This window comes from Cystobacter fuscus (assembly GCF_002305875.1).
In the GTDB taxonomy this organism is placed as follows: Bacteria; Myxococcota; Myxococcia; order Myxococcales; family Myxococcaceae; genus Cystobacter; species Cystobacter fuscus_A.
The window spans coordinates 8,168,183-8,192,988 of record NZ_CP022098.1; the positions used below are offsets into that span (position 1 = coordinate 8,168,183).

At 67.1% G+C, this 24,806-nt stretch carries 20 protein-coding genes; 14 read left to right on the top strand and 6 right to left on the bottom strand.

Going from position 1 to position 24,806, the window contains the following annotated elements; all coding sequences use genetic code 11:
• The first annotated feature begins 111 nt into the window (after positions 1-111).
• Together CYFUS_RS32900 and CYFUS_RS32905 are read left to right on the top strand one after the other, a co-directional pair.
• Positions 112-2,286 carry a TonB-dependent receptor gene (locus CYFUS_RS32900; protein ID WP_095988822.1) on the top strand — a complete coding sequence of 725 codons (2,175 nt, stop codon included), beginning with the start codon at positions 112-114 and terminating at the stop codon, positions 2,284-2,286.
• Between the two features lie 112 nt (positions 2,287-2,398).
• Positions 2,399-2,965, top strand: coding sequence for a VOC family protein (locus CYFUS_RS32905; protein ID WP_095988823.1), 567 nt, complete (start codon positions 2,399-2,401; stop codon positions 2,963-2,965).
• A gap of 21 nt (positions 2,966-2,986) precedes the next feature.
• Here the strand turns inward: CYFUS_RS32905 and CYFUS_RS32910 are convergent, their stop codons facing one another.
• Positions 2,987-3,547, bottom strand: coding sequence for an NADPH-dependent FMN reductase (locus CYFUS_RS32910; protein ID WP_095988824.1), 561 nt, complete (start codon positions 3,545-3,547; stop codon positions 2,987-2,989).
• 105 nt (positions 3,548-3,652) lie between these two features.
• On the bottom strand, positions 3,653-4,675 hold the full coding sequence (locus CYFUS_RS32915) for a kinetoplast-associated protein (protein WP_095988825.1): 1,023 nt from the start codon (positions 4,673-4,675) through the stop codon (positions 3,653-3,655).
• Between the two features lie 248 nt (positions 4,676-4,923).
• Here CYFUS_RS32915 and CYFUS_RS32920 point away from each other — a divergent pair, with 248 nt between their 5' ends.
• The 3 genes from CYFUS_RS32920 (at position 4,924) to CYFUS_RS32930 (ending at position 11,045) form a co-directional block, all read left to right on the top strand.
• A complete protein-coding gene (locus CYFUS_RS32920; RefSeq protein ID WP_095988826.1) occupies positions 4,924-5,697 on the top strand; it encodes a hypothetical protein in 774 nt (257 codons plus the stop codon).
• A gap of 521 nt (positions 5,698-6,218) precedes the next feature.
• Positions 6,219-9,662 (top strand): CHAT domain-containing tetratricopeptide repeat protein, encoded by a 3,444-nt coding sequence (locus CYFUS_RS32925; RefSeq protein WP_198316223.1) that lies wholly within the window; start codon positions 6,219-6,221, stop codon positions 9,660-9,662.
• 321 nt (positions 9,663-9,983) lie between these two features.
• The gene (locus tag CYFUS_RS32930; RefSeq protein ID WP_095988827.1) at positions 9,984-11,045 is read left to right on the top strand and encodes a tetratricopeptide repeat protein; all 1,062 of its coding nucleotides are present in this window, start codon (positions 9,984-9,986) and stop codon (positions 11,043-11,045) included.
• Positions 11,046-11,072: 27 nt separating this feature from the next.
• Here CYFUS_RS32930 and CYFUS_RS32935 read toward each other — a convergent pair whose 3' ends face one another.
• The 3 genes from CYFUS_RS32935 to CYFUS_RS51105 form a co-directional block, all read right to left on the bottom strand.
• A complete protein-coding gene (locus CYFUS_RS32935; RefSeq protein ID WP_095988828.1) occupies positions 11,073-11,531 on the bottom strand; it encodes an Imm26 family immunity protein in 459 nt (152 codons plus the stop codon).
• A 3-nt stretch (positions 11,532-11,534) separates the two neighbouring features.
• On the bottom strand, positions 11,535-11,831 hold the full coding sequence (locus CYFUS_RS32940) for a hypothetical protein (RefSeq protein ID WP_095988829.1): 297 nt from the start codon (positions 11,829-11,831) through the stop codon (positions 11,535-11,537).
• Between the two features lie 214 nt (positions 11,832-12,045).
• The gene (locus tag CYFUS_RS51105) at positions 12,046-12,207 is read right to left on the bottom strand and encodes a hypothetical protein (protein WP_157758796.1); all 162 of its coding nucleotides are present in this window, start codon (positions 12,205-12,207) and stop codon (positions 12,046-12,048) included.
• A 113-nt stretch (positions 12,208-12,320) separates the two neighbouring features.
• Here CYFUS_RS51105 and CYFUS_RS51110 point away from each other — a divergent pair, with 113 nt between their 5' ends.
• The 6 genes from CYFUS_RS51110 to CYFUS_RS32970 all read left to right on the top strand — a co-directional run bounded on the left by CYFUS_RS51110 (position 12,321) and on the right by CYFUS_RS32970 (position 18,393).
• On the top strand, positions 12,321-12,800 hold the full coding sequence (locus tag CYFUS_RS51110; protein ID WP_157758797.1) for a DUF6484 domain-containing protein: 480 nt from the start codon (positions 12,321-12,323) through the stop codon (positions 12,798-12,800).
• A gap of 8 nt (positions 12,801-12,808) precedes the next feature.
• Positions 12,809-13,813, top strand: coding sequence for a DUF2169 family type VI secretion system accessory protein (locus CYFUS_RS32950; protein ID WP_095988830.1), 1,005 nt, complete (start codon positions 12,809-12,811; stop codon positions 13,811-13,813).
• Positions 13,814-14,256: 443 nt separating this feature from the next.
• On the top strand, positions 14,257-14,874 hold the full coding sequence (locus CYFUS_RS53190; RefSeq protein ID WP_232536948.1) for a beta-ketoacyl synthase N-terminal-like domain-containing protein: 618 nt from the start codon (positions 14,257-14,259) through the stop codon (positions 14,872-14,874).
• Positions 14,875-14,886: 12 nt separating this feature from the next.
• Positions 14,887-16,323 carry a DUF4150 domain-containing protein gene (locus CYFUS_RS54390; RefSeq protein ID WP_095988831.1) on the top strand — a complete coding sequence of 479 codons (1,437 nt, stop codon included), beginning with the start codon at positions 14,887-14,889 and terminating at the stop codon, positions 16,321-16,323.
• Between the two features lie 70 nt (positions 16,324-16,393).
• On the top strand, positions 16,394-17,221 hold the full coding sequence (locus CYFUS_RS32965; RefSeq protein WP_157758798.1) for a hypothetical protein: 828 nt from the start codon (positions 16,394-16,396) through the stop codon (positions 17,219-17,221).
• Positions 17,218-18,393, top strand: a complete 1,176-nt coding sequence (locus CYFUS_RS32970; protein WP_095988833.1) for a HEAT repeat domain-containing protein — start codon at positions 17,218-17,220, stop codon at positions 18,391-18,393. Before CYFUS_RS32965 ends, CYFUS_RS32970 begins: the two co-directional genes overlap by 4 nt.
• Before the next feature lie 37 nt (positions 18,394-18,430).
• On the opposite strand, the gene CYFUS_RS32975 is transcribed toward CYFUS_RS32970, so the two are convergent.
• Positions 18,431-19,570, bottom strand: coding sequence for an acyl-CoA dehydrogenase family protein (locus CYFUS_RS32975; RefSeq protein WP_095988834.1), 1,140 nt, complete (start codon positions 19,568-19,570; stop codon positions 18,431-18,433).
• A 52-nt stretch (positions 19,571-19,622) separates the two neighbouring features.
• On the opposite strand from CYFUS_RS32975, the gene CYFUS_RS32980 reads away from it, so the two are divergent.
• Genes CYFUS_RS32980 through CYFUS_RS32990 form a run of 3 tightly spaced genes read left to right on the top strand, consistent with a single transcriptional unit; the run spans position 19,623 to position 24,594 of the window.
• Positions 19,623-20,717 carry a hypothetical protein gene (locus tag CYFUS_RS32980; protein ID WP_095988835.1) on the top strand — a complete coding sequence of 365 codons (1,095 nt, stop codon included), beginning with the start codon at positions 19,623-19,625 and terminating at the stop codon, positions 20,715-20,717.
• Between the two features lie 14 nt (positions 20,718-20,731).
• Complete coding sequence (locus CYFUS_RS32985) at positions 20,732-23,752, top strand: CehA/McbA family metallohydrolase (protein ID WP_095988836.1); 3,021 nt, start codon at positions 20,732-20,734, stop codon at positions 23,750-23,752.
• Between the two features lie 11 nt (positions 23,753-23,763).
• Positions 23,764-24,594, top strand: coding sequence for a hypothetical protein (locus CYFUS_RS32990; RefSeq protein ID WP_157758799.1), 831 nt, complete (start codon positions 23,764-23,766; stop codon positions 24,592-24,594).
• Positions 24,595-24,806: the final 212 nt, after the last annotated feature.

A 24,806-nucleotide genomic window follows, 5' to 3' on the forward strand; every position in this document is an offset into this window, starting at 1 on the left:
AGACTTGCTCGAACGGATGTGATTTGTGTGCGCCCCCTCTCTCCCCCGGGAGAGGACAGGGGTGGAGCCGTTCCGCCCCCGGTACGAACCGAGGAGCACACTGTTTTGTTAATGAGGGAAAAGCGCCGTGGTCTGGGTTGGCTCGGCCTGTGGGTGGTTGTGTCCGCTGTTCCCGCTCTCGCGCAGTCCTCCGACGAGAGCCCCCCCTCGCCTCCCGAGCAGCTCGCTCCCGCGGAACCCGAGCCGACCGCTCCCGCGGAACCCAAGCCAGAGGCCCCCGCGGCCATGCAGACCACGGTGACCGCGCGAAGGCCCTTCACCGCGGCCTCGTCGTCCACGGTTCGGGATCGGGACTTCCTGCTGCGCCCCCACCCGCGCCCGGCGGACATCCTCCAGGTGGTGCCCGGCCTCTACACCGTGCAGCACGCGGGTGGCGGTAAGGCCAACCAGTACTTCCTGCGCGGCTTCGACGCGGACCACGGCACGGATGTGGCGCTCTTCGTGGACGGCGTCCCCGTCAACATGGTCAGCCACGGGCACGGCCAGGGCTACGCGGACCTCAACTGGGTCATCCCCGAACTCATCGAACGCGTGGAGGTACGCAAGGGCCCGTACTTCGCGCAGGACGGGGACTTCGCCACCGCGGGCGCGGTGAACCTGGTCACGCGCCGCAACTTCGAGTCCAGCCAGCTCACGTTGGGCGGAGGCTCGTTCGACACCTGGCGCGGAATGTTCGTCGCCGCCCCGGACGTGGAGGGATGGAGCCCCGTGGTGGCCGGGCAGGTGTATGGCACCAACGGGCCCTTCCTCAACCCCGAGAAGCTGGAGCGCTACAGCCTCTTCACCAAGGTGACGCGCGACCTGTCGGAGCGCTCCTCGCTGTCACTGGCGATCACCTCGTATGGCAGCGGCTGGAACGCGAGTGGCCAGATTCCCCTGCGAGCGGTGAACGCCGGCCTGCTGGACCGCTTCGGTACCGTGAACGACGCCGAGGGCGGCAACTCGCAACGCCATAGCGCCTACGCCACCTGGCGCACCCTCACCCGCGACGACGGCGAGGTGAACATCATGGTGTACGGCATCCAATACCAGCTCAGCCTCTACTCCGACTTCACCTTCTTCAGCCGGGATCCGGTGAACGGAGACATGGTCGAGCAGAACGATCGGCGCACGGTGCTCGGCTTCAACGCCAGCTACCGCTTCCGGCGCCAGTGGGGCGGCATCACCTTCGACACCACGGTCGGCACGCAGTTGCGCAGTGACGGCATCGAGAACGGCCTGAGCTACGACAAGGCGCGCGAGCGGCTGGAGACCCTGGTGGACGCGAGCGTCCGCGAGAGCAGCATCGGGGTGTACGCGCAGGAGGACATCGTCTTCACCCCCTGGCTTCGGGCGCTGCTCGGCCTGCGCGCGGACTCCTTCGGCTTCGACGTGAACGACCACCGGGAGGACCTGGCCACTCCCGACACGAAGACCTCGGGCGTGCGGCAGGCCTCACGCCTCTCGCCCAAGGCGAGCCTCGTCCTCAGCCCACTCCCCAGCACCGAGCTGTACGTCAACTTCGGCGATGGCTTCCACTCCAACGACGCACGCGGCGTGGTGCGCCAGCCGGAGCCCGTGACGCCCCTCACCCGGGCCCGAGGTTACGAAGTCGGCGCGCGCACGCGGCTGTTCGACCGGTTGGATCTCGCGGGCTCGGTGTTCCGGCTCGACCTGGACAGCGAGCTCGTCTGGGTGGGCGACGACGGCACCACCGAGGCCCGCGGCGCCACCCGCCGCCAGGGTCTGGAGGCAGAGGCCCGGTTGAAGGTGCTCCCGTGGCTCTTCGCCGACGCGGACGCCACCGTCACCCGCGCCACCTATGTGCAGAACGCTGGCAATGGTGACGCGGTGGCGCTCGCCCCCACGCTCATCCTGTCCGGCGGCGTATCCGCGCGTCATCCGATCGGCGTCTATGGCCGGCTCGGCGTGCTGCACCTGGGCGACCGCCCGGCCACCGAGGACGGCTTCCTCATCGCCGAAGGCTACACCCGCGTGGACGCGACGCTGGGCTACCGGGGCTCCTTCTACGAGGTGAACCTGGGCGTGCAGAACCTGCTCGGCACCGTCTGGCGAGAGGCCCAATTCGCCAACGTCTCGCGGCTGCCCTCCGAGACGGGCCCGGCGAGCTGTCCCGTGGGCACCCGCCCGGTGGGCGAGGCCGACGCCTTCGAGGGATGTGAAGACCTCCAGTTCACCCCTGGAGCACCCTTCAACGCCCAGCTCAGCGTGAGCTTCTACTTCTGACGACAACGGTCCCCTGCCCCCAGGAGATCGCAACGGTCCCGTTGCGATCTCTCCGGGAGCCCATTACATGGGGAAAGTAACGGTAACGTTTACTTTCCAGGAGGTACACCCCATGTCGTCACCCATGAAGCTTGCCCATGTCGTGCTGCGAACCGGTCGTTTCCAGCAGATGCGTGATTGGTACCTCGAGGTCCTCGAAGCGACCGTGTCCTTCGACAATGGCCAGGTGTGTTTCCTCGCCTACGACGACGAGCACCACCGCATCGGCATCGTGAACACGGGAGCAACCGAGCAGCCCGGGCCGAAGACGCGCGGTCTGGAGCACTTCGCCTTCACCTACGCGGACATCACCGGGCTGCTGCACACGTACGAGCGCCTCGAGCAGGCCGGCATCACTCCGTTCTGGAGTGTCAACCACGGCCCGACGACGTCGTTCTACTACCGCGATCCGGATGGCAATCACATCGAGCTGCAAGTCGACAACTTCGCCCGTCATGAAGACGCGACGAGCTTCATGCGATCGGAGGTCTACGGCAGCAACCCCATCGGTGTCGACATCGAGCCTCGCGAGTTGCTCCGCCGCCTGCGCGCGGGTGAGCAGCCCGCGGAACTCGCGAAGGCCCACTCGAACGCGAAGCCGCGCGGATTCGAGACCGTGCCCGCGGAGTTCTTCCGCTGAAGGGTCCATGCCTTCTATACGTCACTTCTTCCGCAGCGGCTTCAACGCCCCACCCCAGGCGATGACCTGCTCGAGCAGGGTGTGGACCGACTTCTCATGGTGGGGCGCCGGCGCGAAGGTACTGTAGTTCTCGAAGTCGGTGCGAAGCGAGAGCATCACCTGGGCGCGCACGTCGGCGACCTGCAGCTCGCCCATGACCAGACGCAGTTGCTCCACCGCGCGTGTTCCACCGGCGCTGCCGTAGCTGACGAACCCGGCCGCTTTGTTGTTCCACTCCCGGTACAGGTAGTCGATCGCGTTCTTGAGCGCGCCGGACATCGCGTGGTTGTACTCGGGCGTCACGAAGACGTAGGCGTCGAAGGAGTCGATCTTCGCGGCCCAGGTCTTGGTGTGCGGTTGTGTGTACTGCCCCATGGACGGTGGCACCGGCTCGTCGAGGAGCGGCAGGTTGAAGTCCTGGATGTCCACGAGCTCGAACTCGGCGTCATCGCGCTTCTTCGCGAGTTCGTGGACCCAGCGAGCCACGGCCTCGGCCTTGCGGCCCGGACGCGTGCTTCCGATGATGATGGCCACCTTGAGCATGGTTCGCTGTTCTCCTGGAGAAGGTTGGGTTCAGCGCATCCTCGGGTGCATAGCACCCCCCGGGCTCGGCTGACGGAGCGGCACGCCCTCACCGTTGTCCACAGACTACTTGCCCTTGGTGTAGTCCCGGCTGGCGATGACGCCCTGCACCTCGGCCAGCGCGCGAGCCCCCGAGGCCGACTCCAGCGCCTTCTCGGCGATGGCCTGCACCTGACGCTTGGCCTCGGCCAGCTCCGTCTGCAGCGAGAGGATGGCCTGCGTCTGCTTCGCGTTGGTCTCCTTCAGGGAGGTGATCTCCATGCTGGCCACGCGCTGTGCCGTCTCGGCGTCCTTCTGCGCCAGCGTGAACTTCATCTCCCAGTCGGACTTCACCTGGTTGCTCGCGATGGCCGCCGCCGCGCCCGTCTCCTTCTTCAGCACCGACGGGAAGTCCGCCACCTGCTTGCGCAGGTCCTCCAGCTCCTTCTCGCGCAGCTTCAGCGCCTCCTCGCGCACCGACCACTCCTTCTCCAGCTTCTCCTTGCGGTCCCGCTCGGCGGCGGACTGCACCCGCATCTGCTCGGCGAAGGCGTCCTGCTCCTTCTTGCGCGAGAGCTGCTGGGCGTAGGTGTACTCCTCCTCCGCGCGCTTGCGTGCCACCTCCACCGCGTCCCGCTCCGCCGCCAGGTCCTGGGAGAACTTCGTGCGCGTGTCGGCGATCTCCTTCTGCAGCCGCTCCATCTCAGCCTGCAGCTCCTCCTTCTTCCGGTCGTACTCGGCCACCAGCACGTCGATGGCGCTGGCGGCGATGTCCTGGCCGTGCAGGGCCGCGAGCTCCTCCGTCTTGAGCTTGATGGCCTCGTCGAGCTGCTTGAGTTCCTCCACCAGCGCCATCACCTGCTCGTTGATGCCAGCCAACGTGCGGTTGATGGTGAGGCCCGCCTCGGTCACCTTCTTCACCGCGGACTCCGCCGTGAGGGTGGAGACATCCGTCAGCACGCTCTTGGCGTGGGTGGTGCGCGCCTCCTGCTCCTTGGCCGAGACCACGGGCTTGTTGCGGTTCTTCCGGGCCAGCTCCTCGAAGGCGGCCTTGGTCTGCTCGGTGGTGCGGCTGCGGGAGGCCTTGCGGGCGGCGGTGCGGGTAGCCATGTGTGATGCTCCAGGTTGGATGTGGACCCTCTCAGGTAGGGCCCAGGTATAGCGTTGGGTGTGCTCGGCCCCCTCTCGGGCGGCCATGCGTAGGAAATACCCAATGGGTCTGACATTCCCCGGGCCCTGGCGTGGCTCCGGAAGGGGGTTTTTCGCACCAGACCTGGGATGTCAGACCCACCCCTCCACGCAACCTGGCTGGTACCGTTTGGCTCGGCCTACGCGCGGGTGCGTGGAAGGAGGCTCGGATGTGGCTGCGGACATGGCTGACGGTGGGCGGAGTGCTGGTGGCGGGCACGGGCGTGGCGCGCTCCCGTTCCGTGCTTCGCGAGGAGGTCCGAGTGAAGGTGGATGGCGTCACCGAGCGCTGGCGGCTCGAGTGGCGGGCGCCTCCCGAGCTCGCGTGCTTCGAGACGGAGGGCATCTCGTGTCCCTGCGAGGGCTTCGCCCAGGGAGAGCGTGGCGAGTTGGAGCTCGCGCGCTCGCGTCCGGGCAGGCCCGTGGAGCGGCTCCCGCTCTCGCCGCTGTTCGGCCGCCCCGCGCCGGGCGAGGCGTCACCCCAGGCGATGTTGCGCGGGTGGGTGCCAGCCAAGGGAGACGAGGCGCTTCCCCTCAACGCACGGCGCCAGGCGCTCCAGCGCCGCGAGCGCGTGCGGGCGATGGTGCTCGGGGACTACGACCATGACGGGCAGTCGCGCGAGTTCGTGCTGCAGACGGAGTCCTACGGGTGCGGAATGCGCGAGGCGGTGCTCATCGGCGTCGACCGGCGCGATGGGCGCGTGCGCGCGCTGGGAACAGCAGAGCATCCCGACACGCCCCTCGTGCTGGAGCCGGAGACCTGGGCGTTGCTGCGGGGCTCGGCGCGAATCGAGTCGGTCGAGACGCCGTGCGGGGACCACGGCAGCGAGCAGGAGCGGGTGCTGCGGGTGCTCGCCGACGAGAAGGGGCTGCACGCCACGAGCGAGCTCTACGCGTGCACTGAAACGGGGCGCGGTGCCCTCGTCTCGAGCGAGGTACTCTGAGCCGGGTACCGCCGCGGCCAGGACCGGCCAGGTGCGCCGGCCGATGCCGTGCCTACCGGGCCTTCTCGTCTTGGCCGCACCAGCCGTCCGGCTCGAGCACGCGCAGCCGTCCGCTGTCGTTTGTAGTACCAGGTAATCCTTGGGACCACCCTCGACTTCGCCCCAAAGGGGATGGGTGAAAAACAACGTAAATTCCCTGCATAGGTCGTCCACGTCCCCTTTCTATGGGGATGAAGGTCACCCTACGAACTGGATGCCACAGCGTTTTCCAGAGAGCCCATTGTGTTTTGACGTCCAAACACGCTCTCTACACAGAGAGTATTCCATGAAAATGTATTTGAACTTCAATCATACCGACACCCATTCCTCCTCCTGTACCCACGTTGCGAATTCCACCCTTCGCGGAGAGACGTTCGTCGTGACACAGCCAGGCCACTGGGTTTGATCAATAGACATACCATCAAGCAGAGTAGACGCATGGGCTCCGCGCGAACGACATACATCCCATTCAGGGAGACACGATGAGTCAGGTTGTCGGATGGATGATGGTAGTGATTCTTTGTGGTGCGATGGACGGCGGGGGCACCGCCGAGGAGACTCCGGAGGCGCGGCAGAAGGAAGCGCAGACAAACTACGACGCGGCGATGAAGCGAAGGGACGCGGGCGAGTATGCCCTGGCCCGTACACAGGCTGAGCATGCACTCAAGCTCCGGGAGGCTGAGTTCGGAAGTTCGCGTTCCCAGGTCGCCGACTCCCTGGACCTGCTCGGAGATCTCTACCGGCTTCAAGGAAACCTGGCCCAGGCCGAGCCTCTCTTGCAGCGTGCACGCGCCCTCCGGGAGCAGCTTCTCGGCAAGAGTCACCCCGACCGAGCCACCTCGCTCCACCACCTCGCCGCCCTCTACCTGGACCAGGGGCTGTACGGCCGGGCCGAGCAATTCTTCCTGCGTGCGCTCTCTCTCCGAGAAGCCGCGCTCGGCAAGAACCACCCCGACGTCGCCACCTCGCTCCATGGCCTCGCCGCCCTCTACAGCGCCCAGGGACGCTACGACCAGGCCGAGCCCCTCTATGAGCGTGCGCTCGAGTTGCGGGAGGCCGCGCTCGACGACAGTCACCCTGACCTCGCCACCTCGCTCCACGGCCTCGCCGCCCTCTACAGCGCCCAGGGACGCTACGGCGAGGCCGAACCCCTCTATGAGCGTGCGCTCTTGATCCAGGAGGCCGTGCTCGGCAAGAGCCACCCCGACGTCGCCACCTCGCTCCATGGCCTCGCCGCCCTCTACAGCGCCCAGGGACGCTACGGCGAGGCCGATCCCCTCGTGCAGCGCGCGCTCGCCCTGCGGCAGGTCGCCCTTGGCGACAAACACCCCCAGTTCGCCTTCTCGCTCCACCACCTCGCCACCCTCTACCTGGACCAGGGGCTGTACAGCCAGGCCGAGCCCCTCTTGCAGCGCGCGCTGAAGATCCAGGAGGAAGCGCTCGACAAGAGTCACCCCGACATCGCCACCTCGCGCAACGACCTCGCCACCATCTACAGCGTCCAGAGAATGTACGACCAGGCCGAGCCTCTCTTGCAGAGCGCGCTCGAGATCCGGAAAGCCGCGCTCGGTGACGACAACCCCGACGTCGCCACCTCGCTCCACGCCCTCGCCACCCTCTATCTGGGCCAGGGATTGCACGACCGGGCCAAACCCCTCTTCGAACGCGCGCGCAAGCTGCGGGAGACCGCGCTCGGTGATGACCACCCCGACGTCGCTACCTCGCTCCACGGCCTCGCCACCCTCTATCTGGGCCAGGGATTGTACGACCGGGCCGAGCCCCTCTTCCTGCGCGCGTTGAAGATCCAGGAGGCCACGCTCGGTGATGGCCACCCCGATGTCGCCGCCTCGCTCCACGGCCTCGCCACCCTCTACGCAAGCCAGGGGGATTACAACCTGGCCGGACCCCTCTACCAGCGCGTGCTCGAGCTGCGGGAGACCTCGTCGGGCGGCAGCAAGCTCCACGTCGCCACATCGCTCCACGCCCTCGCCACCCTCTACGTGAACCAGGGGCTGCATGACCAGGCCGAGCCCCTCTTGCTTCGCGCACTCGAGCTGCGGGAGACCGCGCTCGGTAATAGCCACCCCGACACCACCACCACGCTCGAGGATCTCGCCCGGCTCCGCCTGGCCCAGCATCGCCTCGCTGAGGCCCTGCCTCTCTACACCCGCGCGTTCTCCATTACAGAGCAACGCCTGCGGAAAGAGGCACTCGACTTCTCCGAATCGCGTCTCGCCCGCTTTCTCCACCAGCTGCGTGCCTCCGAGGAGGCGATCTACGCCCTGTTGCGCGCACACCCCGAGGACGCCGACGTGCGGCACCTGGCCCTCAGCACCGTGTTGCTGCTCAAGGGCCGCTCCGTCGAGGAGACGGCCCGAATCTCCCGCACGCTCTACCAGAGCCTGAACCCCGAGGATCGCGACACCCTCGAGAAGCTCAGGGGCCTGCGCGGCCAACTGGTGTCCCGCTCGCTCGCCGGTCCCGGCTCCCTCTCCTCCCCGGACTACCAACAGCAACTCAAGGACCTGACCGAGAAAGGCGACGCGCTGGAAGCAGAACTCGCCAAGCGCTCCGCGCCCCTGCGCGCCCTCATCGCGCTGCCCCCCCCTTCCCAGATCGTCGAGCGCGTCGCCGCGTCCCTCCCCAAGGACGGCGCGCTCGTCGAGTTCATCGCCTACGAGGACAGTCCCCTGCTCCTCCCTCCCGGCACGCCGCGTGTGAAGCTCACCAGGCAATTACGTTACCTGGCGTTGGTGCTCTTCCCCGATGCATCCACCGGGGCCGTGGACCTGGGTCCCGCGGCGCCCATCGATACCCAAGCCTGGCGCCTGCGCAAAGCCCTGGCCCAGCGAAACCCTTCCTTTCAGTTCGCCGCCCGTAAGCTCTACCAGAGTGCTGTCCAACCCCTGCTGCCTCTACTGGGTTCCACCCGCCGCATCCTGTTGTCCCCCGAAGGCCAGCTGGGCCTCGTCCCCTTCGCGGCCCTCCACGACGGCCAGCACATCCTCCTGGACTCCTTCGACTTCACGTATCTCACCTCGGGCCGCGAGTTGCTGCCGCGTCCCGAGGAGGTCGCTCCCTCCTCCTTCGTCTTCGTCCTCGCCGATCCCTCCTTCTCGGCGCCCTCCGCTGTCGCGCGTTCCATCTCTCCTCCGTCCCCCCCGCCCTCCAACGCGCTCGAGAGCTTCTTCTCCTCCTCGCGCTCACTGCTGGGACACGCCTTCCCGGCGCTGCCGGGCACGCGGCTGGAAGCCGAGGGGATTCTGCGCCAGTTGCCCCAGGCGCAGTTGTTCCTCGGCCCCGAGGCCACCAAGGAGCGGCTGCTGCACCTGCCCACCCCGGGCATCCTCCACCTGGCCACCCATGGATTCTTCCTCAACAGTGACCTCCCCGACTCGAACTCCCGCGACGTCGTGCCGTCGTTGGCGTCTCCCATGAGCATTCCCCCATCCCAGCAGTCACCGTTGCTCAACTCGGGCATCGTCCTGGGCGAACCGCCCACCGAGGATCCGAGCCATGCCGATCCCCGCCCCGAGACCATCCTGGTCACTGCGCTGGAATTGGCCGGGCTCGACCTCTGGGGCACCCAACTCGTGATCCTCTCCGCCTGTGACACGGGTCGCGGCGAGATCCACCTGGGCCAGGGCATCTACGGCCTGCGCAGCGCCCTGGTGGTGGCCGGGGCCGAGACGGTGGTCATGAGCTTGTGGAGTGTGAACGACAACGCCACGAGCCTGCTCATGGACGTCTATTACCGCAACCTCCTGGCGGGGCAGGGCCGCGCCTCCGCGTTGCGCGAGGCCATGCGCTCGTTACGCGCTTCCCATCCCCATCCCTACTACTGGGCCCCCTTCATCGCCCTGGGGAGCGATGCCCCCCTGCGGGCCATCATTCCCTCCGAGCCGAGCAAGCCAACTCCTCCCTAGAGGAAGGATGGAAGGAAGGTGAAAGGCAGCGTGGTGTCGCAGCTCCGCGGCCAGGCGTGAGCACCTGAGCCGCCTCGGCCTTCAGCGGCCAGGTGGACCTGCCCGTGGACAGCCACCGAGCGGACGGAAGGCGTCCAGCGCCCTCGGAGCGAGCGCGGCTCCCGGAGCTTGAGACACACGTGACCTCCATGGTAGGGCCAGGGACATGACCACGCCACAGCCCCCAGTGTCCGAGTTCAGGCCCCGCGAGGTGCTCAAAGACCCGGGGTTCCTTCACGAGCCTGACTGGAACAGGGAGTTGGGACCGGAGTCCCACCGCCCATGACCCTCGCCATCGCGGGCCTGGCCCGTGTCCCTCCTGAACTGCTCCTCGTCCTCGTAGCCTGGCTGCTGCTCTGGCCTCCGGTGCATCGGCTCCTGCTGCACCTCACGACCTGGTGCTTCAACCGGGGCGCCTTCCGCGCGGCACTCGCCCTCACCCGAGTCCTGGAGCACCTTCCCCTCGCGGCCTGGATGAGACCCATTCTGTGGCGGGAGGAGTTCTACGCGCACTCGGCACTTGGCTACACGGAGAAGGCCGTCTCGGGGGCCCGCAACCTCGCGGTCCATGCCAAGGCGGACGCTTGTCTGCCTTGCGCCAACTGCGCCATCAACCTCTTCATCAACGCGGGCCTCTATCTGGAGGCACTCGACATCGAACGGGGCTGGCAGGGTCCGTCCCATCCCCCGGAACCGTCCGCGGCGCGCGAGTGGGCCCTGGTGCGGTTCAACCTCGTCGAGGCCGTCTACAACCTCGGGAGCTGGGAGGCCGCCAATGCGCGTCTGTCCAATCTGGAGGAGACAGCGCGTGGGGATGCCTTCCTGTGGAACTTCTTCCCCGTCCAACGCGCGTGGATCCTCGCCCACACCGGACGCGGAGAGGACGCGCTCAGCGCCCTCGCCCAGGTGGACTGGCGACGCCTGCCCCGGATGTACCGGAGCGAGGCGCACTTCGCCCGTGCCGCCTCGCTGCTGGCGGTGCACCGGTACGAGGAGGCGCGGCGGGAGGCCCGCACGGGGATGAAGCACGCGCTCCGGGTTTCGAGCACGCGCAACGGGCTGTTCCTGCTCGGGCGCATCAGCCTGGCGGAGGGGCTCCCGGAAGAGGCCTTGCGCTTCTTCGAGGCCGGCGCCATGCACCCCTACCAGGGTCAGGGAGGAGATGGCCTGCTGGCCTGGGGGGACTGCCTCGCGGAACTCGGCCGTCATGACGAGGCCCGGGAGGCCTGGCGGCTCGTCCTCACGCGAGACAAGCAGAGCGGTGCGGCCTCGCGGGCGGCCTCGCGGCTCGGGCTCCACGGGCTGGTTTCGGGAAAGGAGGGAGACGCCGATGCAGGCAAGTGACGTGTGCGTCACAAGCCGTTCGGTGCTCTAACGAAGACGAACCTTCAGGTGTTCCACAGCGGCATTGGGCCGCCCCAGGAAGGCATCGAGCAGACGCTCCTCGACGGAATCTTGTTCCCAGACCGCGGCTCGCTCGAGCCCCACGCATTCCTGGGGCTCGGCGGCTCTTTTGTTGCCAGCGGTGTCGAAGATGGTGCAGCGACGGAAATCGCCCACATCCTGCCTGAATTGAACGAGCGGCTGAGTCAGGTGCTCCTCGAGCGCTCTCCATCCGATGAGTTCCCATGCATTCAGAGCCAGCAGGTTGACGGCAATCTTGAAGAGGACGGGCCTTGACGCAATCCCGTCCAAGTCAGAGTCTGGCTCCGTGGTTCTGTGTTCATAGAAGGCAACATGGGGTGGTTCAAGCAGTCTCCCATACCCGAAGGAACCATCTGCGAGCGCCAGCCTGACAAACGTGCCTGTCTTGTGTTTCTGCCTGCCCAATTCTCAGTCTCCAGTATAGGGGTAGAGTTGCCCCCAGTGTTTCGTAGCGGCGTCGTGGAACAGCCTGCCCAGCGGATTGTCCTTCGCCACGCCGCGTTGGACGTTCTCGGTGCGATGCGGTGCTTGATTGTCGGACTGAGCGCCCCCATGGAAATCCATCAACTGCTGCTCTCCCCCACGGATCCACCAGTAAGCGACGTCGCCATACCTGTTCGCGTAGTTGACCGCGGTCCCGATATCGAACTCATCACGCACAGCTGGCAGAAACATGGAAAGCAGCAGCACTACCCAGTGTGACATGCGAGCCTCACCCGGCAGGGTAGCATCTTCTCCTCCCTAGCGTGGAGAGCTGAACCCGGGTCGGCCGCCTCCCACCTCTCTCGCCCTTGCCAGCAGCGTGACGAGGCCCCGGGAAAGGTGTCAAACGACTCGTAGGGCTGAAGCAGCATCGCCACGCCCGAGGGAACACGGAGTTCAACGGAGGCGAGGGCTACTGGTACGATTCGGGCACCGTCTACTTCAGCTCCAAGCCGGTGAGCAGCACGTGCAGCGCGGGCAGTTTCTCCAGCAGGTACTCGCGGCAGGTACTCGCGGCCGGGCGTGGGCAACCCCATGCGCAGGAAGGCGGGCTCGAGGTCGGCGGTACGTCGACGCGGACGGGGCGGGCACAGCTCATGTCGGAGCAGCTCCGGGGCGCTCCCGTACCACGTCTCCGAGCAAAAAAGATGGGGACTCTATCAAAGGGAACGCGGAGCCAAGTATATTTCGGTTCGCGTCCGGAGAACGTCCATGCCCGCCAAGCCTTCGCGCCGTAGCAATGTCCTTCAACTTCCGGCGGCTCGTGCTCGCCAGGAGACCGCCAGCCCGCGGGTCGCCATGGGCTGGCTGGCGGCCATCGAGGAAGATGGAACGCTCCAGGTGCGGCTCAAGGGTGGCTCCCGGTCCACCTGCCCCGCTCGAACCACGGTAGCGCTGGAACCCTCTCATGTAGGTAGGGAGGTCACGCTTCTCCTCGAAGACGGGGATCTCATGCCAATCATCACCGGCCTCGTTCTGGGTAGGAGCGAGCAGCCATCGAGCGGCTCGCGTTCGATCAAGCTGGACGGCGAGCGGCTCGTACTCTCGGCCGACCGGGAAATCGTGCTGCGCTGCGGAGAGGCCAGCATCACCTTGACACGTGATGGCAAGGTCGTCGTGAAAGGCGCGAACCTCGTGCAGACAGCGACCGGACTCAACCGGATCAGGGGTGCATCGGTGCAGATCAACTAGCCACGCCCATGGAGCTGCTCAATCGGACACCGTTCGCTGCCGAGCGATTCGTGTTCCTCCACGAAGGCCTGGAAATGCTTCTGGTGGTGGTGAAGGGTACTTTCACCATCCATGCACAACAAGACACCACGCGCGTAGCGGATGAACAGGAACCCGTGGTGACCGTAGATGAGTACGGCGGTGACCCGACCACATCCAGCATCCGCCGTGCGACGGACGTGGTACCCGCCAAACCCGCCACGGATGTGCTGCTGCGCGGCCATGCGTACACCACACAACGCTCGCGGACGGAGACACTCGTGGCCATGCAACTTGGCACCATCAAGAAGGGCGTGCGCGTGGTTGGCGAGCGGGTCTGGAGCCAGACCTTTGGCTCATCGGTGATGTCCGACCCCCTACCGTTCCACAGGATGGAACTGCTCTGGGAGCGTGCCTTCGGCGGCACCGATGCCAGCAACCCGGAGAATGTCGGGCGCTGCGAGGAAAATCCCGTCGGTCGCGGTTTCCGTGTCCGGGGCTCGAAACTGCCGGTGGATGGCGCCATGCTTCCCAATCTGGAGAGTCTGGCCCACCCCATCCAGTCTCCGGGCGATCACCGCCCCCCCTCGGGCTTTGGGCCCATCGCCCCATCCTGGCGTCCACGTGTCTCCTACGCCGGAACATACGACGACACCTGGCGCAAGGACGTGTATCCATTCCTGCCCAAGGACTTCGATGTACGCTTCCACCAATGTGCACCGCCAGATCAAATCCTCCCAGGGCACGTGAAGGGGGGCGAGGCCGTCAACGTGGTGGGTATCTCCGAAACAGGACAGCTGCGGTTCACCCTCCCCCACATCCGCCCAGCACTGGCGATTCGTGTGGGAAACCACTTCGAGGAGCCACCCCTTCTCTGCGATACAATCATCATCGCTGGCGAACGGCCCGCAGTCATACTGATCTGGCGAGCCAGCTTGATCGTCCAAGGCCGCGTCCCCAACGTGCGAACCATTGAGGTCAAGTCTCTTGGCTAGGCGCAACTCCGGGGTGGTCGTGACGGGGATCGGGATGCGAACCCCCGTGGGGCTCCACGCGGTCCAGTCCGCCAGTTCCGTGCGCGCCGGTATCAATCGCTTCCGCGAGTGGCCGCACTTCGGCGTGGACCTGGCGGATGATTCAGGGCTCACTGCTTCGTTCATGGAACCGGATCTCGGGGATGTTTCCTGGGTGGAGAAGGCACGCGACCTGCTTCCATCACCCATCGCCGAGGCGCTGTGGACGAGCCGCCTCTGGAACCTCGCCGGTTATCGCGGCAGGGTGCGCGCCTTCATCGCCACGCCCTACCCGGCTCGAGAGGGAATGACCGCCGAGGTGTACCAGGAACTGGCACCTACGCTCGGAGAGGACTGCTTCGACGAAGCCGTGAACATCCCCACCGAGCTCGTCGCGCTCGATCATGCGGCCGGGGCTACTCGCCATGGCACGCGCCATCGAACAACTCACGGAACACAAGGCGGACCTGTGCGTGGTGGGTGCGGTGGACTCGCTCCTGGAGAGCACCTTCCTGCACGCGCTCCTGGCAGAGGGCCGGCTCAAAACCGGACAAAGCTCCTCGGGACTCATCCCCGGAGAGGGCGCCGCGGCACTGGTGCTGGAACGCACGGAGGATGCCTTGCGGCGGCAGGCCTGGCCCCTCGCGGTGGTGGACGCCATCTCATTGGAGCAGGATGCGCCCCATCAACCGCATGCACCCATCAGGGCCGAGGGCCCCACCCGCGCGCTCCGCACCGTGCTCGAGGTCGCCGGGGCTGGAGGGATCCGCCGGGTGATGAATGATCTCAACGGCGAGCGCTGGCGCTTCCTCGAGTGGGCACTCGCCGAGACACGTTGCCTCGATGGACTTCCACGCGGGTGGCAGCTCTGGCATCCCGCGGATTGTCTCGGTGATGTGGGTGCCGCTTTCGGGCTGGTCGCCGTGGCTCTCGCAACACGGGCCTTCGCGCGTGGGTACCACGGCGATGGCAAGGTATTGATCGCCGCCTGCTCGGAGCGCGGCGAGCGCGCGGCCATGTGTCTCTCCGCTCCGACAAGATAAGGAGATCGCCTGATGCCCAACACGGTCATCGTCAACAATCTCACGGTCGTCCACAAACAGACCAACGGGGTCTCCTTCGCATTCCCAGACGTGTGCAAGACGCCCGCGCCACCTGCCCCACCAGTGCCCATCCCCTACCCCAACGTCGCCAGATCCTCCGACGCCGCCGAGTGCGCCCAGACGGTCACCGCCGACGGCAACCCGCTCATGCACAAAGGCTCCTACTTCTCGACGAGTACCGGAGACGAGGCGGGAAGCGCCCAGGGCGTGGTGTCGAACAAGATAAAGGGCAAGGCCTACCCGAAGATGTACTCGTTCGATGTGAAGGTGGAAGGACAGAACGTCTTCCGCTTCTCGGACATCATGCTCCAGAACGGTGGCTCGCCCACCAACACCCCGCCAGCTGCCGAGATGCAGGCCAACATGCTCGCTCTGGGCAATTCCCAGACGAAGGATCTATCGGAGGCCGAGGTCACGCGGCTCAAATGGAGCAAGACCGAAGCAATCTGTGGGGACAAAGTCCAGCTCTCGCTCCAGACCAGGAAAGTGGACGGCGAGTTGTCCCTCCCCGTGAGGGTACACCGGGCCGAAGACCTCAAGGCGGTGCTCGCCAACATCCATCCGAAGGTGAAGGGCAACAAGTCACAAGAAGACTGGATCGTGGTCCGCGGACCCTACAAGAAGACAGTCCGCGCCCGCGCGCGTCAGTCGCTGCTCAAGGGAAAGGAGATTACGAACCAGACGCTGGAAATCAAGGCACCTGAAGCTTTCAGGCAGATGGTTGGCCCGTTCCAGCGACTCACTCCACAGTACGTACGGCAGAACATCGGCGGAAGTCTGGTGTGGACCCCCACGGGTGTGAACTATGGCTGGGAGGTGTGCTACGAGATCGAGCTCAAGGAAGGAGAGCTGGTCATCACCCGGAAGATCGACTTCCAACTCATTGGCGGTGCCACGCTGAGCGCCAAGAAAAAACGGAATTGGAAGCGCGAAATCGAGACGGTGTGGAACCGTAAGTTCAAGCTCCACCGGGAGAAGTGCAAGCGCGGTGACCGATGTACCTGCTCCAGCAAGAATGGGTGCTGTGCCTGGAGCATCCGGATCGTCTGCGAGTTCGGTCCGGGCCAGGGCATGAAAACCGAACTCCACAAGGGCACCAACCAGGCAAGCGGCTGGGGAACGGCCCTCTGGTGGTACTCCCACACGTGGTGGGAGGGCGCCTCGGGCGTCCCCACCACCGTCCGAGCGCACGAGTTCGGCCACCAGATTGGCATGTACGACGAGTATCCCGAAGGCGCGTGTGATCCAGCCCGTCAGTACACCAATGTGCCGAGCAGCATCATGAACGCCGGCTCCAAGCTCTACCCGCGCCACATGAAGGAGTTTCATGACTGGTTCGACACGAAGGCCAAATCCCTCGTCGGCAAGACAAAGCTGGTTCGGCTCTAGAACCAAACACGCATTGCTGGCGTTCGCGATCGCATCCAGCTTCTGCGCGTATGCCGGAGGACACGAAACGATGGAACCCTCGTATGTCTATTGGATCAACCCGACGCCGCAAGGCCCGGTCGTGACTGCTCTCTTCCCCGACAAGGGTTCCGTTGACGTCAGCGGGAATCACGACGGCAGACAGGAGATCGGATACTATGAGCATGTATTGCCTCGTAAGGTGTTCGACCACGTCCTTGCACTGCTCGATCAGGCGGGGTTGGAGAATCTGCCGGTCTCTCCCACGCTACCGCCCGACACCCCCGTGACCTCGGTAGGAAAGAGCTGGGCGCAGCGACAGCCGCCCATGGTGCGTGGTTATGCGCTCTGGCAGGTGCCCAAGGCGCTTCAGCCCACGATGGACGAATTCCGGCTGCAAACCACGGAGTTGCTGAAGCACCCGGTCCGGGCCATCCAGGGAGAAGGAGTACCGGTCAAGAGTCAGTTCCTCCTCGAGGACACGCCGGCCTTCACCATCACGCTCAAGAACGTGGGAACCGAGCCCCTCAAGCTGGACAACCCCTTCCACAAGCGAATGGAGGAGGCCCTCACCCTCCACCTGCGGGTCCGCAAGGACAAGCCCCCGGACCAGCTCCGCGAGGGAGACACCGTGTGGATCGAATGCAAGCTCGACCATGTACGCTTGGCGGATCCGAAAGCCGTGACCCCAGCCGGACGGCAGCTCACACTCGCCGCCGGAGCCGAATTGCGCTTCTTCATCCGCAAGAAACTCATGCTTGCGCCCGGGCGTTACATTGCGGAGCTCGATTACCGGACCAGCCGCTTCAAGGATGACGTCTCCTCCCTTTCGGGCCGGCTGAACATGCGCTTGGGCTCATTCGAGGTGCTCGACAAATGATCGTCAACGCCGGGGATTGGCTGCGAGACATCCTCGAGGAGCACGTCGAGGAACTCACCGCACTCTGGCCACGACGCCCGCGCGCGTGGCGCACACCCGGATTCTCTGTCCGAGCGCTCCGGCAACTCGATGAGCGGATTGATGCGCACACCGATGCGCTGGCACTCGCGGGCGAGGATGCCATTCCCCTGGTGGACCCACTGCTCGGCTCCGAAGACCCGAACGAAGTACTCACCGCGACCCATGCCATGCTCCGCATGGGTGACAAGGCCATCACCCAACGCGTGAGGGAGGCCTTCGAGCAGGCTGCCGCAGACGTGCTGCAAAGCTTCGCGTTCGCCCTCGCTCGGGCCCGAGCGGACACGGGCCCGGATGAGGGCCCCACGATCCAGCACTCCGTGGCCTCGTTGTATGCGCGGGCGCTCCGGGGCAGCCTCGCCAGCCCGGACCCGCTCCTGCGACTGCTAGCGCATGAGGATGCGGCCGTGCGCGAGCGGGCGTGGCACACCCTGGCGATGTTCGGCCCCAAGCGGCGGCTCGACGTGCGACGCGAGGTGACCGCCACGATGAAGGACGAGCCTTTCGTGCGCCGGGCCGCGTTGAAGGCCGCCGCGTGGATGAGACAACCCTGGTTGCTGGACGAGCTACGCCGCCTGGTGGACTCGACGGGGACCGTGCGAAGGGATGCGCTGGAGTTGCTCGCGGTGCTCGGGAAGCCAGAGGACATGTTCCGCATTCGCGCGGCCGTCTCCGACATCGCGTTGGGTCCCACCCGCTTCGAGCTGGTGGGGTGGTTCGGTCATCCGGCGCTGGTGGAGGTGCTCTTCCCCGCCATGGAAGAAGAAGAGCCGCTGACCGCCGCCGCCGCGGCGATGGCCTTCCGGCGCATCACCGGCGTGTCGGCCGACTCGGCTCAGCGGGTCGAGTTGGAGGAGGACGAGGTCCACCTACCGGATCCGACCATGGCTCGGATCCGGTGGCACAAGCTCAAGGACACGTTCGGGGGAGGAACGCGCTGGTCCTGGGGGGAGAACGTGGAGCGCGGACTCACCGACGCGGCCCTCGTCGCCATGGACCTTCCTTCGCTCGCCGAGGGCAGGCTGCGCGATGCGTTCCACGGGCGGTTCGACCACGGGCCCGCCGCGCTGGAGGCATTTCCGTATCCAGGGTGATGGCCCATCCGCCGGGCGCTCCACGGTGCGAAGCGGTTCAGAACCCGGACATCTTGGAGAGGATTTCCTTCATCACCTCCGAGGTGCCTCCGCCGATGGTGATGAGCCGGATGTCGCGCCAGGCGCGCGCGATGTGCGTCTCCTCGATGTAGCCCATGCCCCCGAAGAACTGCTGGACGTCGTAGGCCACCTTCTGCGCCAGGTCTCCCGCGAACAGCTTCGACATGGAGATCTCCCGCACCGCGTTCTCCTTCGCGTTGAACAGCGCCACCGCGTGGTACGTGAGCCGCCGGGCCGCTTCAATGGCCGCCATGTGCTCCACCAGCTTGTGCCGCCACACCTGGAACCCGAGCAGCGGCTTGCCAAACGCCTGCCGCTCCTTTCCATACTCGAGCGCGTCCTCGATCATCCGATCCATGCCGCTCACCGCCGACAAGGCCCCCACCAGGCGCTCACCCTGGAAGTTCGTCATGATGTGGTAGAAGCCCTGGTTCTCATTGCCCAGCACGTAGCGCCGGGGGATGCGACAGTCCTCGAAGTACAGGATGGCCGTGTCCGACGACAGGTTGCCCACCTTGTCGAGCTTCTTCGACACCGAGAAGCCCTTCACGTCCGTGGGGAACGTCACCAGGGTCACGCCCTCGTGCCCCGGCCCCCCCGTGCGCACCCCCAGCGTGATGAAGTCCGCCCGCGTTCCATTGGTGATCCACATCTTCGAGCCGTTGATGACGTAGTCATCCCCGTCCCGGCGCGCCGTCGTCTGCAGGTTCGCCACGTCCGAGCCGACCCCCGGCTCGCTGATCCCCAGCGCGGCGATCTTCTCCCCCGCCAGCGCCGGCGCCAGGAACTCCCGCTTCTGCTCGTCCGTGCCAATCTCGTTGATGATCGGCGTGGCCATCTGGCCTTGCACCAGCAACGCCATGTTCACGCCCGCGTTGCGGCTGCGCGTCAGCTCCTCGGTGAGGGCCGTCACGTACCAGTAGTCCAGCCCACTGCCGCCATACGCCGGATCATGGTTGATGCCGAAGAAGCCCAGCTCGCCGCACTTCTTGAAGAGCTCCCTCGGGAAGATGCCCGCTCGATCCCACTCCAGGGCGTGCGGCGTCATCTCCTTCTCCACGAACGTACGCACCGTCTTGCGAAAAGCCTCATGCTCCTCGGTGAAAGGGTTCAGCATGGTCGCCGGGCTCCTTGGGTGTCGGGATGTGACACGGCGATAGTACACCCCCATGACTGGCGCCGCTCTCGTCCTCCTCGCGCTCCTGTCGGCCCCCCCGGCCGCTCGTCCGCCCACCGGAGATTGGCTCCGGGAACACTGCCGCATGGGAGCGGCGGACCCCCAGAACCCCTGGGCGCTCGCCCACGGCCTCCTCTCCGAAGGCCGCTCCTTCCGGGCCCGTGATGGACGCCCCGCCGTGCAGGTCATCGTCTCCGACTTCCTCCACCGCGAGGGCTCCTCCCCCGACGCCGACCTCCGCTTCGACCCCGCCACCGTCGACGGCACGCCCGTGGAGCCCCACCCCCACCTCCTCGTGAAGACGTTGCTGCTCGCGGGCCTCGCCCCCTCCCACTCCTTCCGGGCCTCCTGGGGTCCCGTCACCCTCGGTGCCCTCGTCGAGGACCTGAAGCGGGACTTCCGCCGGGACTCCGCCCTCTCCCCCGAGGGCGCCTGGACGCTCGACGCCCTCTCCCATGCCCTCTCTCCCGGGGCCTCCTTCACGACGCGGGACGGCACCCCCGTGCGCCTCGACGCGGTCATGGACGAGGCGCTCGCGCTGCTCGAGAGAGAGGAGGCCGAGCTGCTCGCGGGCATGAAGGCCGGCCTTTCCCAGGTGCCCAAGCGCCACCAGGGCCTCTACGCCCACCCCTGTGGCGGGCTGCACCTCGTCCAGGCCGTCCTCACCCACGCGCGCCACCCCGCCGTGCGCGCCGCCTGGGGCTCCCGGCTCGAGACCCAGGTGGACGTGCTCCTCTACCGGCTCGCCTCCGAGTCCCGCCAATACGACGCCGCCCTCACCTCCACCCTCCCCGCCCACCGCCTCCCCGTGCTCCTCCAGATGATGAAGTTCCACGGGCACTGGCTGGAGACGCTCGGCCGCTACCGCGACGAGACGGGTTGGACTCCCACGCCCGCGCAGCTCCAAGCCATACGGCAGGCAGGCGCGCTCCTGGATGGCGCGGTGCGCCGGCTCGATGCGTCAGGTGTCTGGCGCAATCGCGACGCGTTGAAGGCGTCGAGCCCCTCGCTCTACCTGGATCTCCTCGGTGACACGTGCCACGCCGCTCGGGGATGGCATGACTGGAGGCGAACCCTCGGCGGTTGATACAACGCCCCGCCATGCCCTTCCCCCTTCGCCCCCTGGCCGCGAGCCTCGCCCTGGTCGGGCTCACCCTCGCCGGCTGCAAGAAGGAGAGCTGCCTCGGCAACGAGGCGTCCTGCCAGGTCTCCAGCCCCTGCGAGGCATTGAGCTACGCGTGTGAAGCCGCCTCCGGCTCGGCCCTGGAGCTGCGCGTGCTCACCCCCGAGGACAGGCGCGTGGGCAGCCATTCCCCGTCCGGCGGAAGCGAGACCGTGCCCGGTGGCCTCAACGCCATTGCCTCCCGGGGAGACATCCTCCTGGGCAATGACAGGGCGGTGGCCGTCATCGCCGGCATCGGCAACGCCCACCTGCTGGATCCCAATGGCGGCTCGCTGCTCGACCTGGGCGTGCGCGGCGCGAACAACGACGGACTCAACCAGATGCTCTCCGTGGTGGGCGTGCTCCCCGCGGACGCCGCGCACTACACGTCCATGCGGCTCATCGACGAGCGGCCCCGGCGCGTGGCGGTGCAGCTCGACGGCACGCTCGACGGCCGGCCCGAGTTCCCCATCCACACCCTCTATGAGATGCGGCCGTGCGAGCCGGGCGTGCGCGTGCGCACCGAGGTGCTCAACACCTCCGTGGATCCCCAGCTCTGGGCGCTCGCGGATGGCTTCTACTGGAGCGGCCGCGAGGCACTGCCCTTCACGTCCGCGCCCGGCACGGGCTACTCGCACCCCTCCTTCAGCCTGCTCACCATCGGTGACGTCTACAGCCGCGTGCCCTATCTGGCCGCGGCGCTCCCCTCCGAGCCCGGCGTGAGCTACGCGCAGGTGTCCTGCGGACCCAAGGACACCGTGGAGGGCTTCCAGAGCGATCAGATCTCCCTCTCCGGCCTGCCACGCACCGTGGTGCCGCCTCGGGACTACCTCGTCTTCGAGCGCTTCCTCGCCGTGGGCGACCAGGGCGACGCGGCCTCCGCCGTGGACCTCGCGCTGGAGTTGCGGCAGGCGCTGCGGGGCGAGAAGTACGTGACCCTGAGGGGGACGGTGAACCGCCGCGCACCGCCCCGTGAGCATCAGGAACACGAGCTCAGCGTGTTCATCAGCGAGGGCGAGCTGGCCGCGGACAAGAGCACGCGCACCCCCTGGAGCCAGGTGACGCCCGACAGCGCGGGCCGCTTCGAGGCCCGGGTGCCCGCCGGCCGGAAGTACGTCGTGGAGGTGCACGCCTTCGGCCGCAAGGTGGCGGACCGGCAGCTCGACGTGGTGAACGAGGACGTGGAGCTGGGCACGTTCGCCGAGCCCTCGCACACCCGGCTCACGGTGAACGTGTCGGAGACGGACACGTTCGCCCCGCTCACCGCCGAGGTCTTCCTCGTCCCGGTGGATGCCGCCACCCGGCAGGGCACCGAGGGCAACCTGCACGCAGCCTTCACCTCCTGCGCCCCGTGGCTGGGTCCGCCCCCGGGCCCCTCGCCCGCGTGCAACCGCTTCCTCGTCGTCAATGGCTTCGCCCAGGTGGAGGTCCCCCAGGGCCGCTTCCACGTCTACGCCTTCAAGGGCCCCTTCTGGACGCTCGACCGGGAGACGGTGTCCTTCGGCGACACGGACACGGCGCTCGACTTCACGTTGAAGAAGCTGCCGCTCCAGCCCTCCGGCACCGTGAGCGCGGACCTGCACGTGCACGGCGCCGCCAGCTTCGACAGCTCCCTGCCCGACCAGGACCGGGTGCTGTCCTTCGCCGCCACGGACCTGGAGGTCATCGTCGCCAGCGACCATGACGTCGTCTACGACTACAGCCAGGTCGTCCAGGGCCTGGGCCTGCAGGCGAACATGAGCACCGTGGCGGGCCTGGAGACCACCGGCCACATCCTCTGGCTCAAGCGCCACGGCTATGACATCCCGCTCGTGGTGGGCCACTACAACTTCTGGCCGCTCGAGTACGATCCGACGAAGCCACGCAACGGCGCCCCGGACGACGAGCGCGTCGAGCCCGGCGAGTTGTTCGACCGCGTGAAGGCCAGTGCCCCCGAGCCCCTGCGCGAGCAGCTCATCGTGCAGCTCAACCACCCGTGGGCCAACCAGGAGTTCGGACGGGACCTGGGCTTCCCCCGCGCGCTCGCGCTCGACATCCGCCAGAACCTGCCCACCACGGACGACGGCACCAACGCGGGCCTCTACGTGCGCTCGCCCAAGGGCGGCTTCGCCAACAACGGCCAGCACACCCAGGAGGTGATGAACGGCTCGGACAACAGTCTGCTCCCCTCCTACCGCGCCTTCTGGTTCTACGTGCTCGGCCAGGGCCAGCTCGTCACGGGCACCGCCAACAGCGACTCGCACAGCCTCACCGACAACACCGTGGGCGTGCCCCGCAACATCGTCTACGCGGACACCTCGGCCGGCCCCGGCTTCGACACCGCGCGCTTCAACGCCGCCCTGAAGGCGGGTGGCTCCTTCGGCACCAACGGGCCCATCATCGAGGCCACGCTCGACACGACCGGCGGGCCCCGGCGCTATGGCCTCACCCCGGTGGTGCCCTCGGCCGAGGCCCGGCTCCACCTCAAGGTCTCCGCCGCCCCGTGGGTGCCCGTGAACGAGGTGCGAGTCATCGTCAACGGCCGCCTCGTGCGGACGCTGAGCGGTGGAGAGCTCGCCCGCCCGGCGGATGCCTTCGGTGACGCGGGGCTCGTGCGCTACGAAGGCAGCCTCGCGCTGTCCGAGCTCGTCACCGTCCCCGGGGACGCGTGGCTCGTGGTGGAGGCCGGCACCCGGCTGCAACCCACCGCGGACTTTGGCGGGGTGGGAAGCCCGGAGCCCGATGGCATCCCCGACACCGGGGACAACAACGGAGATGGCGTGGTGGACCACAACGACATCTCCCCGGGCTCCTCGTCCGGCCCCCTGCGCTCCGCCGCGCTCCCCACCAGCGAGGCGGACCCGCGGTTCCACTTCGCCCAGGTGATCAACGGCGGCTACCCGATGGCCTTCACCAACCCCTTCATCCTCGACCGCGATGGCAACGGACGCTTCGATGCCCCCGGCGTGAGCGCTCCGTGAACCGAGGTCCCGTGAACATGTCCCGACTGCTCGCCGCGCTCGCCGCCCTGCTGCTCGTGCCCGCCGCCCGCGCCGACGAGGGCGGGTGCGCCCGGTGGCTCGCTCCCGCGCTGGCCGAGGGCCCCGTGGCCCTGGGCTTCCTCTCCGCCGATGTCTCCACCGGGCGCCGAGCCTGCCCACGCACCGAGGTGGGCCTGGGCGTCCAGGGCAACGCCATCATCGAGACGCACAACCTCTACGGCGCCGTCACCGCCGCCGGTGTGGTGTCCGGCAGTGTCGCGGTGCACCCGGACCTGGAGGTCTTCGCCACCCTGGAGGCCCCCCGCATCCAGTACGTGCAGAACGCCTCGCTCACCGGCATGGACGTGGCCCTGGGGCAGCTCACGGTGGGGGCCACCTGGGCGGTGCTGTCGCACGGGGCCTTCGTGCTGGCGCCTGGCGCGCGCCTGCAACTGCCCACCTCCTTCGCGAGCCCCCGGACGCGGACCGCGGGCGCGGAGGTGGGCGCCGCCCTGCTCTACCGGCCCACGGAACGCTTCGACGTGCACGGCTACGCGGGCGTGGATGGAGACATGGGCCTGGGCGCCGCCGCGTCCCTTCCCCGGGCCGGTGTCCTGGTGAACGTGGGCGTGGAGTACGCCTTCTTCCGGCACTTCGCCGTCGTGCTGGATGCCAACGCGCGCTTCGGCCGCCGGGCGGTGCTCGACTCCGTGGCTCCCACCCTGGGGGTGCGCTTCAGCGCGGGCGAGCACTTCGGCGCGGAGCTGGGCGCGAGCCTGCCCGTGCTCGGCGCCGAGCGGGCCCTCGCCGCCGGCGGACTCAAGTTCACCTGGCGGCTGTGAGCCCGGGGGACGCGTTCGAGTTGGCGCATGCGGTTCGTGTGTCCGTGGGAACGGGGCCACCGTGAGACTCTTGTCCGAGCATTCAAACCCAGCCAGCCGCAGGATTTTCGCCGGATGATGGAGGCCGGGCGGTCGCCGACCACGAATGAGCTTGTTGGGTGGGGATGATTATGAGCGACCATTGAGGTTGTCGGAGCGGGCTGGTGTGTGGC

Coding starts and splice junctions, on each gene's coding strand:
- CYFUS_RS32910 (WP_095988824.1), bottom strand. CDS start 3,547: ATGCTCAAGGTGGCCATCATCATCGGAAGCACGCGTCCGGGCCGCAAG.
- CYFUS_RS51110 (WP_157758797.1), top strand. CDS start 12,321: ATGCCCGCCAAGCCTTCGCGCCGTAGCAATGTCCTTCAACTTCCGGCG.
- CYFUS_RS32965 (WP_157758798.1), top strand. CDS start 16,394: ATGGAACCCTCGTATGTCTATTGGATCAACCCGACGCCGCAAGGCCCG.
- CYFUS_RS32915 (WP_095988825.1), bottom strand. CDS start 4,675: ATGGCTACCCGCACCGCCGCCCGCAAGGCCTCCCGCAGCCGCACCACC.
- CYFUS_RS53190 (WP_232536948.1), top strand. CDS start 14,257: ATGGCACGCGCCATCGAACAACTCACGGAACACAAGGCGGACCTGTGC.
- CYFUS_RS32980 (WP_095988835.1), top strand. CDS start 19,623: ATGACTGGCGCCGCTCTCGTCCTCCTCGCGCTCCTGTCGGCCCCCCCG.
- CYFUS_RS54390 (WP_095988831.1), top strand. CDS start 14,887: ATGCCCAACACGGTCATCGTCAACAATCTCACGGTCGTCCACAAACAG.
- CYFUS_RS51105 (WP_157758796.1), bottom strand. CDS start 12,207: ATGAGCTGTGCCCGCCCCGTCCGCGTCGACGTACCGCCGACCTCGAGC.
- CYFUS_RS32970 (WP_095988833.1), top strand. CDS start 17,218: ATGATCGTCAACGCCGGGGATTGGCTGCGAGACATCCTCGAGGAGCAC.
- CYFUS_RS32905 (WP_095988823.1), top strand. CDS start 2,399: ATGTCGTCACCCATGAAGCTTGCCCATGTCGTGCTGCGAACCGGTCGT.
- CYFUS_RS32920 (WP_095988826.1), top strand. CDS start 4,924: ATGTGGCTGCGGACATGGCTGACGGTGGGCGGAGTGCTGGTGGCGGGC.
- CYFUS_RS32900 (WP_095988822.1), top strand. CDS start 112: ATGAGGGAAAAGCGCCGTGGTCTGGGTTGGCTCGGCCTGTGGGTGGTT.
- CYFUS_RS32930 (WP_095988827.1), top strand. CDS start 9,984: ATGACCCTCGCCATCGCGGGCCTGGCCCGTGTCCCTCCTGAACTGCTC.
- CYFUS_RS32985 (WP_095988836.1), top strand. CDS start 20,732: ATGCCCTTCCCCCTTCGCCCCCTGGCCGCGAGCCTCGCCCTGGTCGGG.
- CYFUS_RS32940 (WP_095988829.1), bottom strand. CDS start 11,831: ATGTCACACTGGGTAGTGCTGCTGCTTTCCATGTTTCTGCCAGCTGTG.
- CYFUS_RS32975 (WP_095988834.1), bottom strand. CDS start 19,570: ATGCTGAACCCTTTCACCGAGGAGCATGAGGCTTTTCGCAAGACGGTG.
- CYFUS_RS32925 (WP_198316223.1), top strand. CDS start 6,219: ATGAGTCAGGTTGTCGGATGGATGATGGTAGTGATTCTTTGTGGTGCG.
- CYFUS_RS32950 (WP_095988830.1), top strand. CDS start 12,809: ATGGAGCTGCTCAATCGGACACCGTTCGCTGCCGAGCGATTCGTGTTC.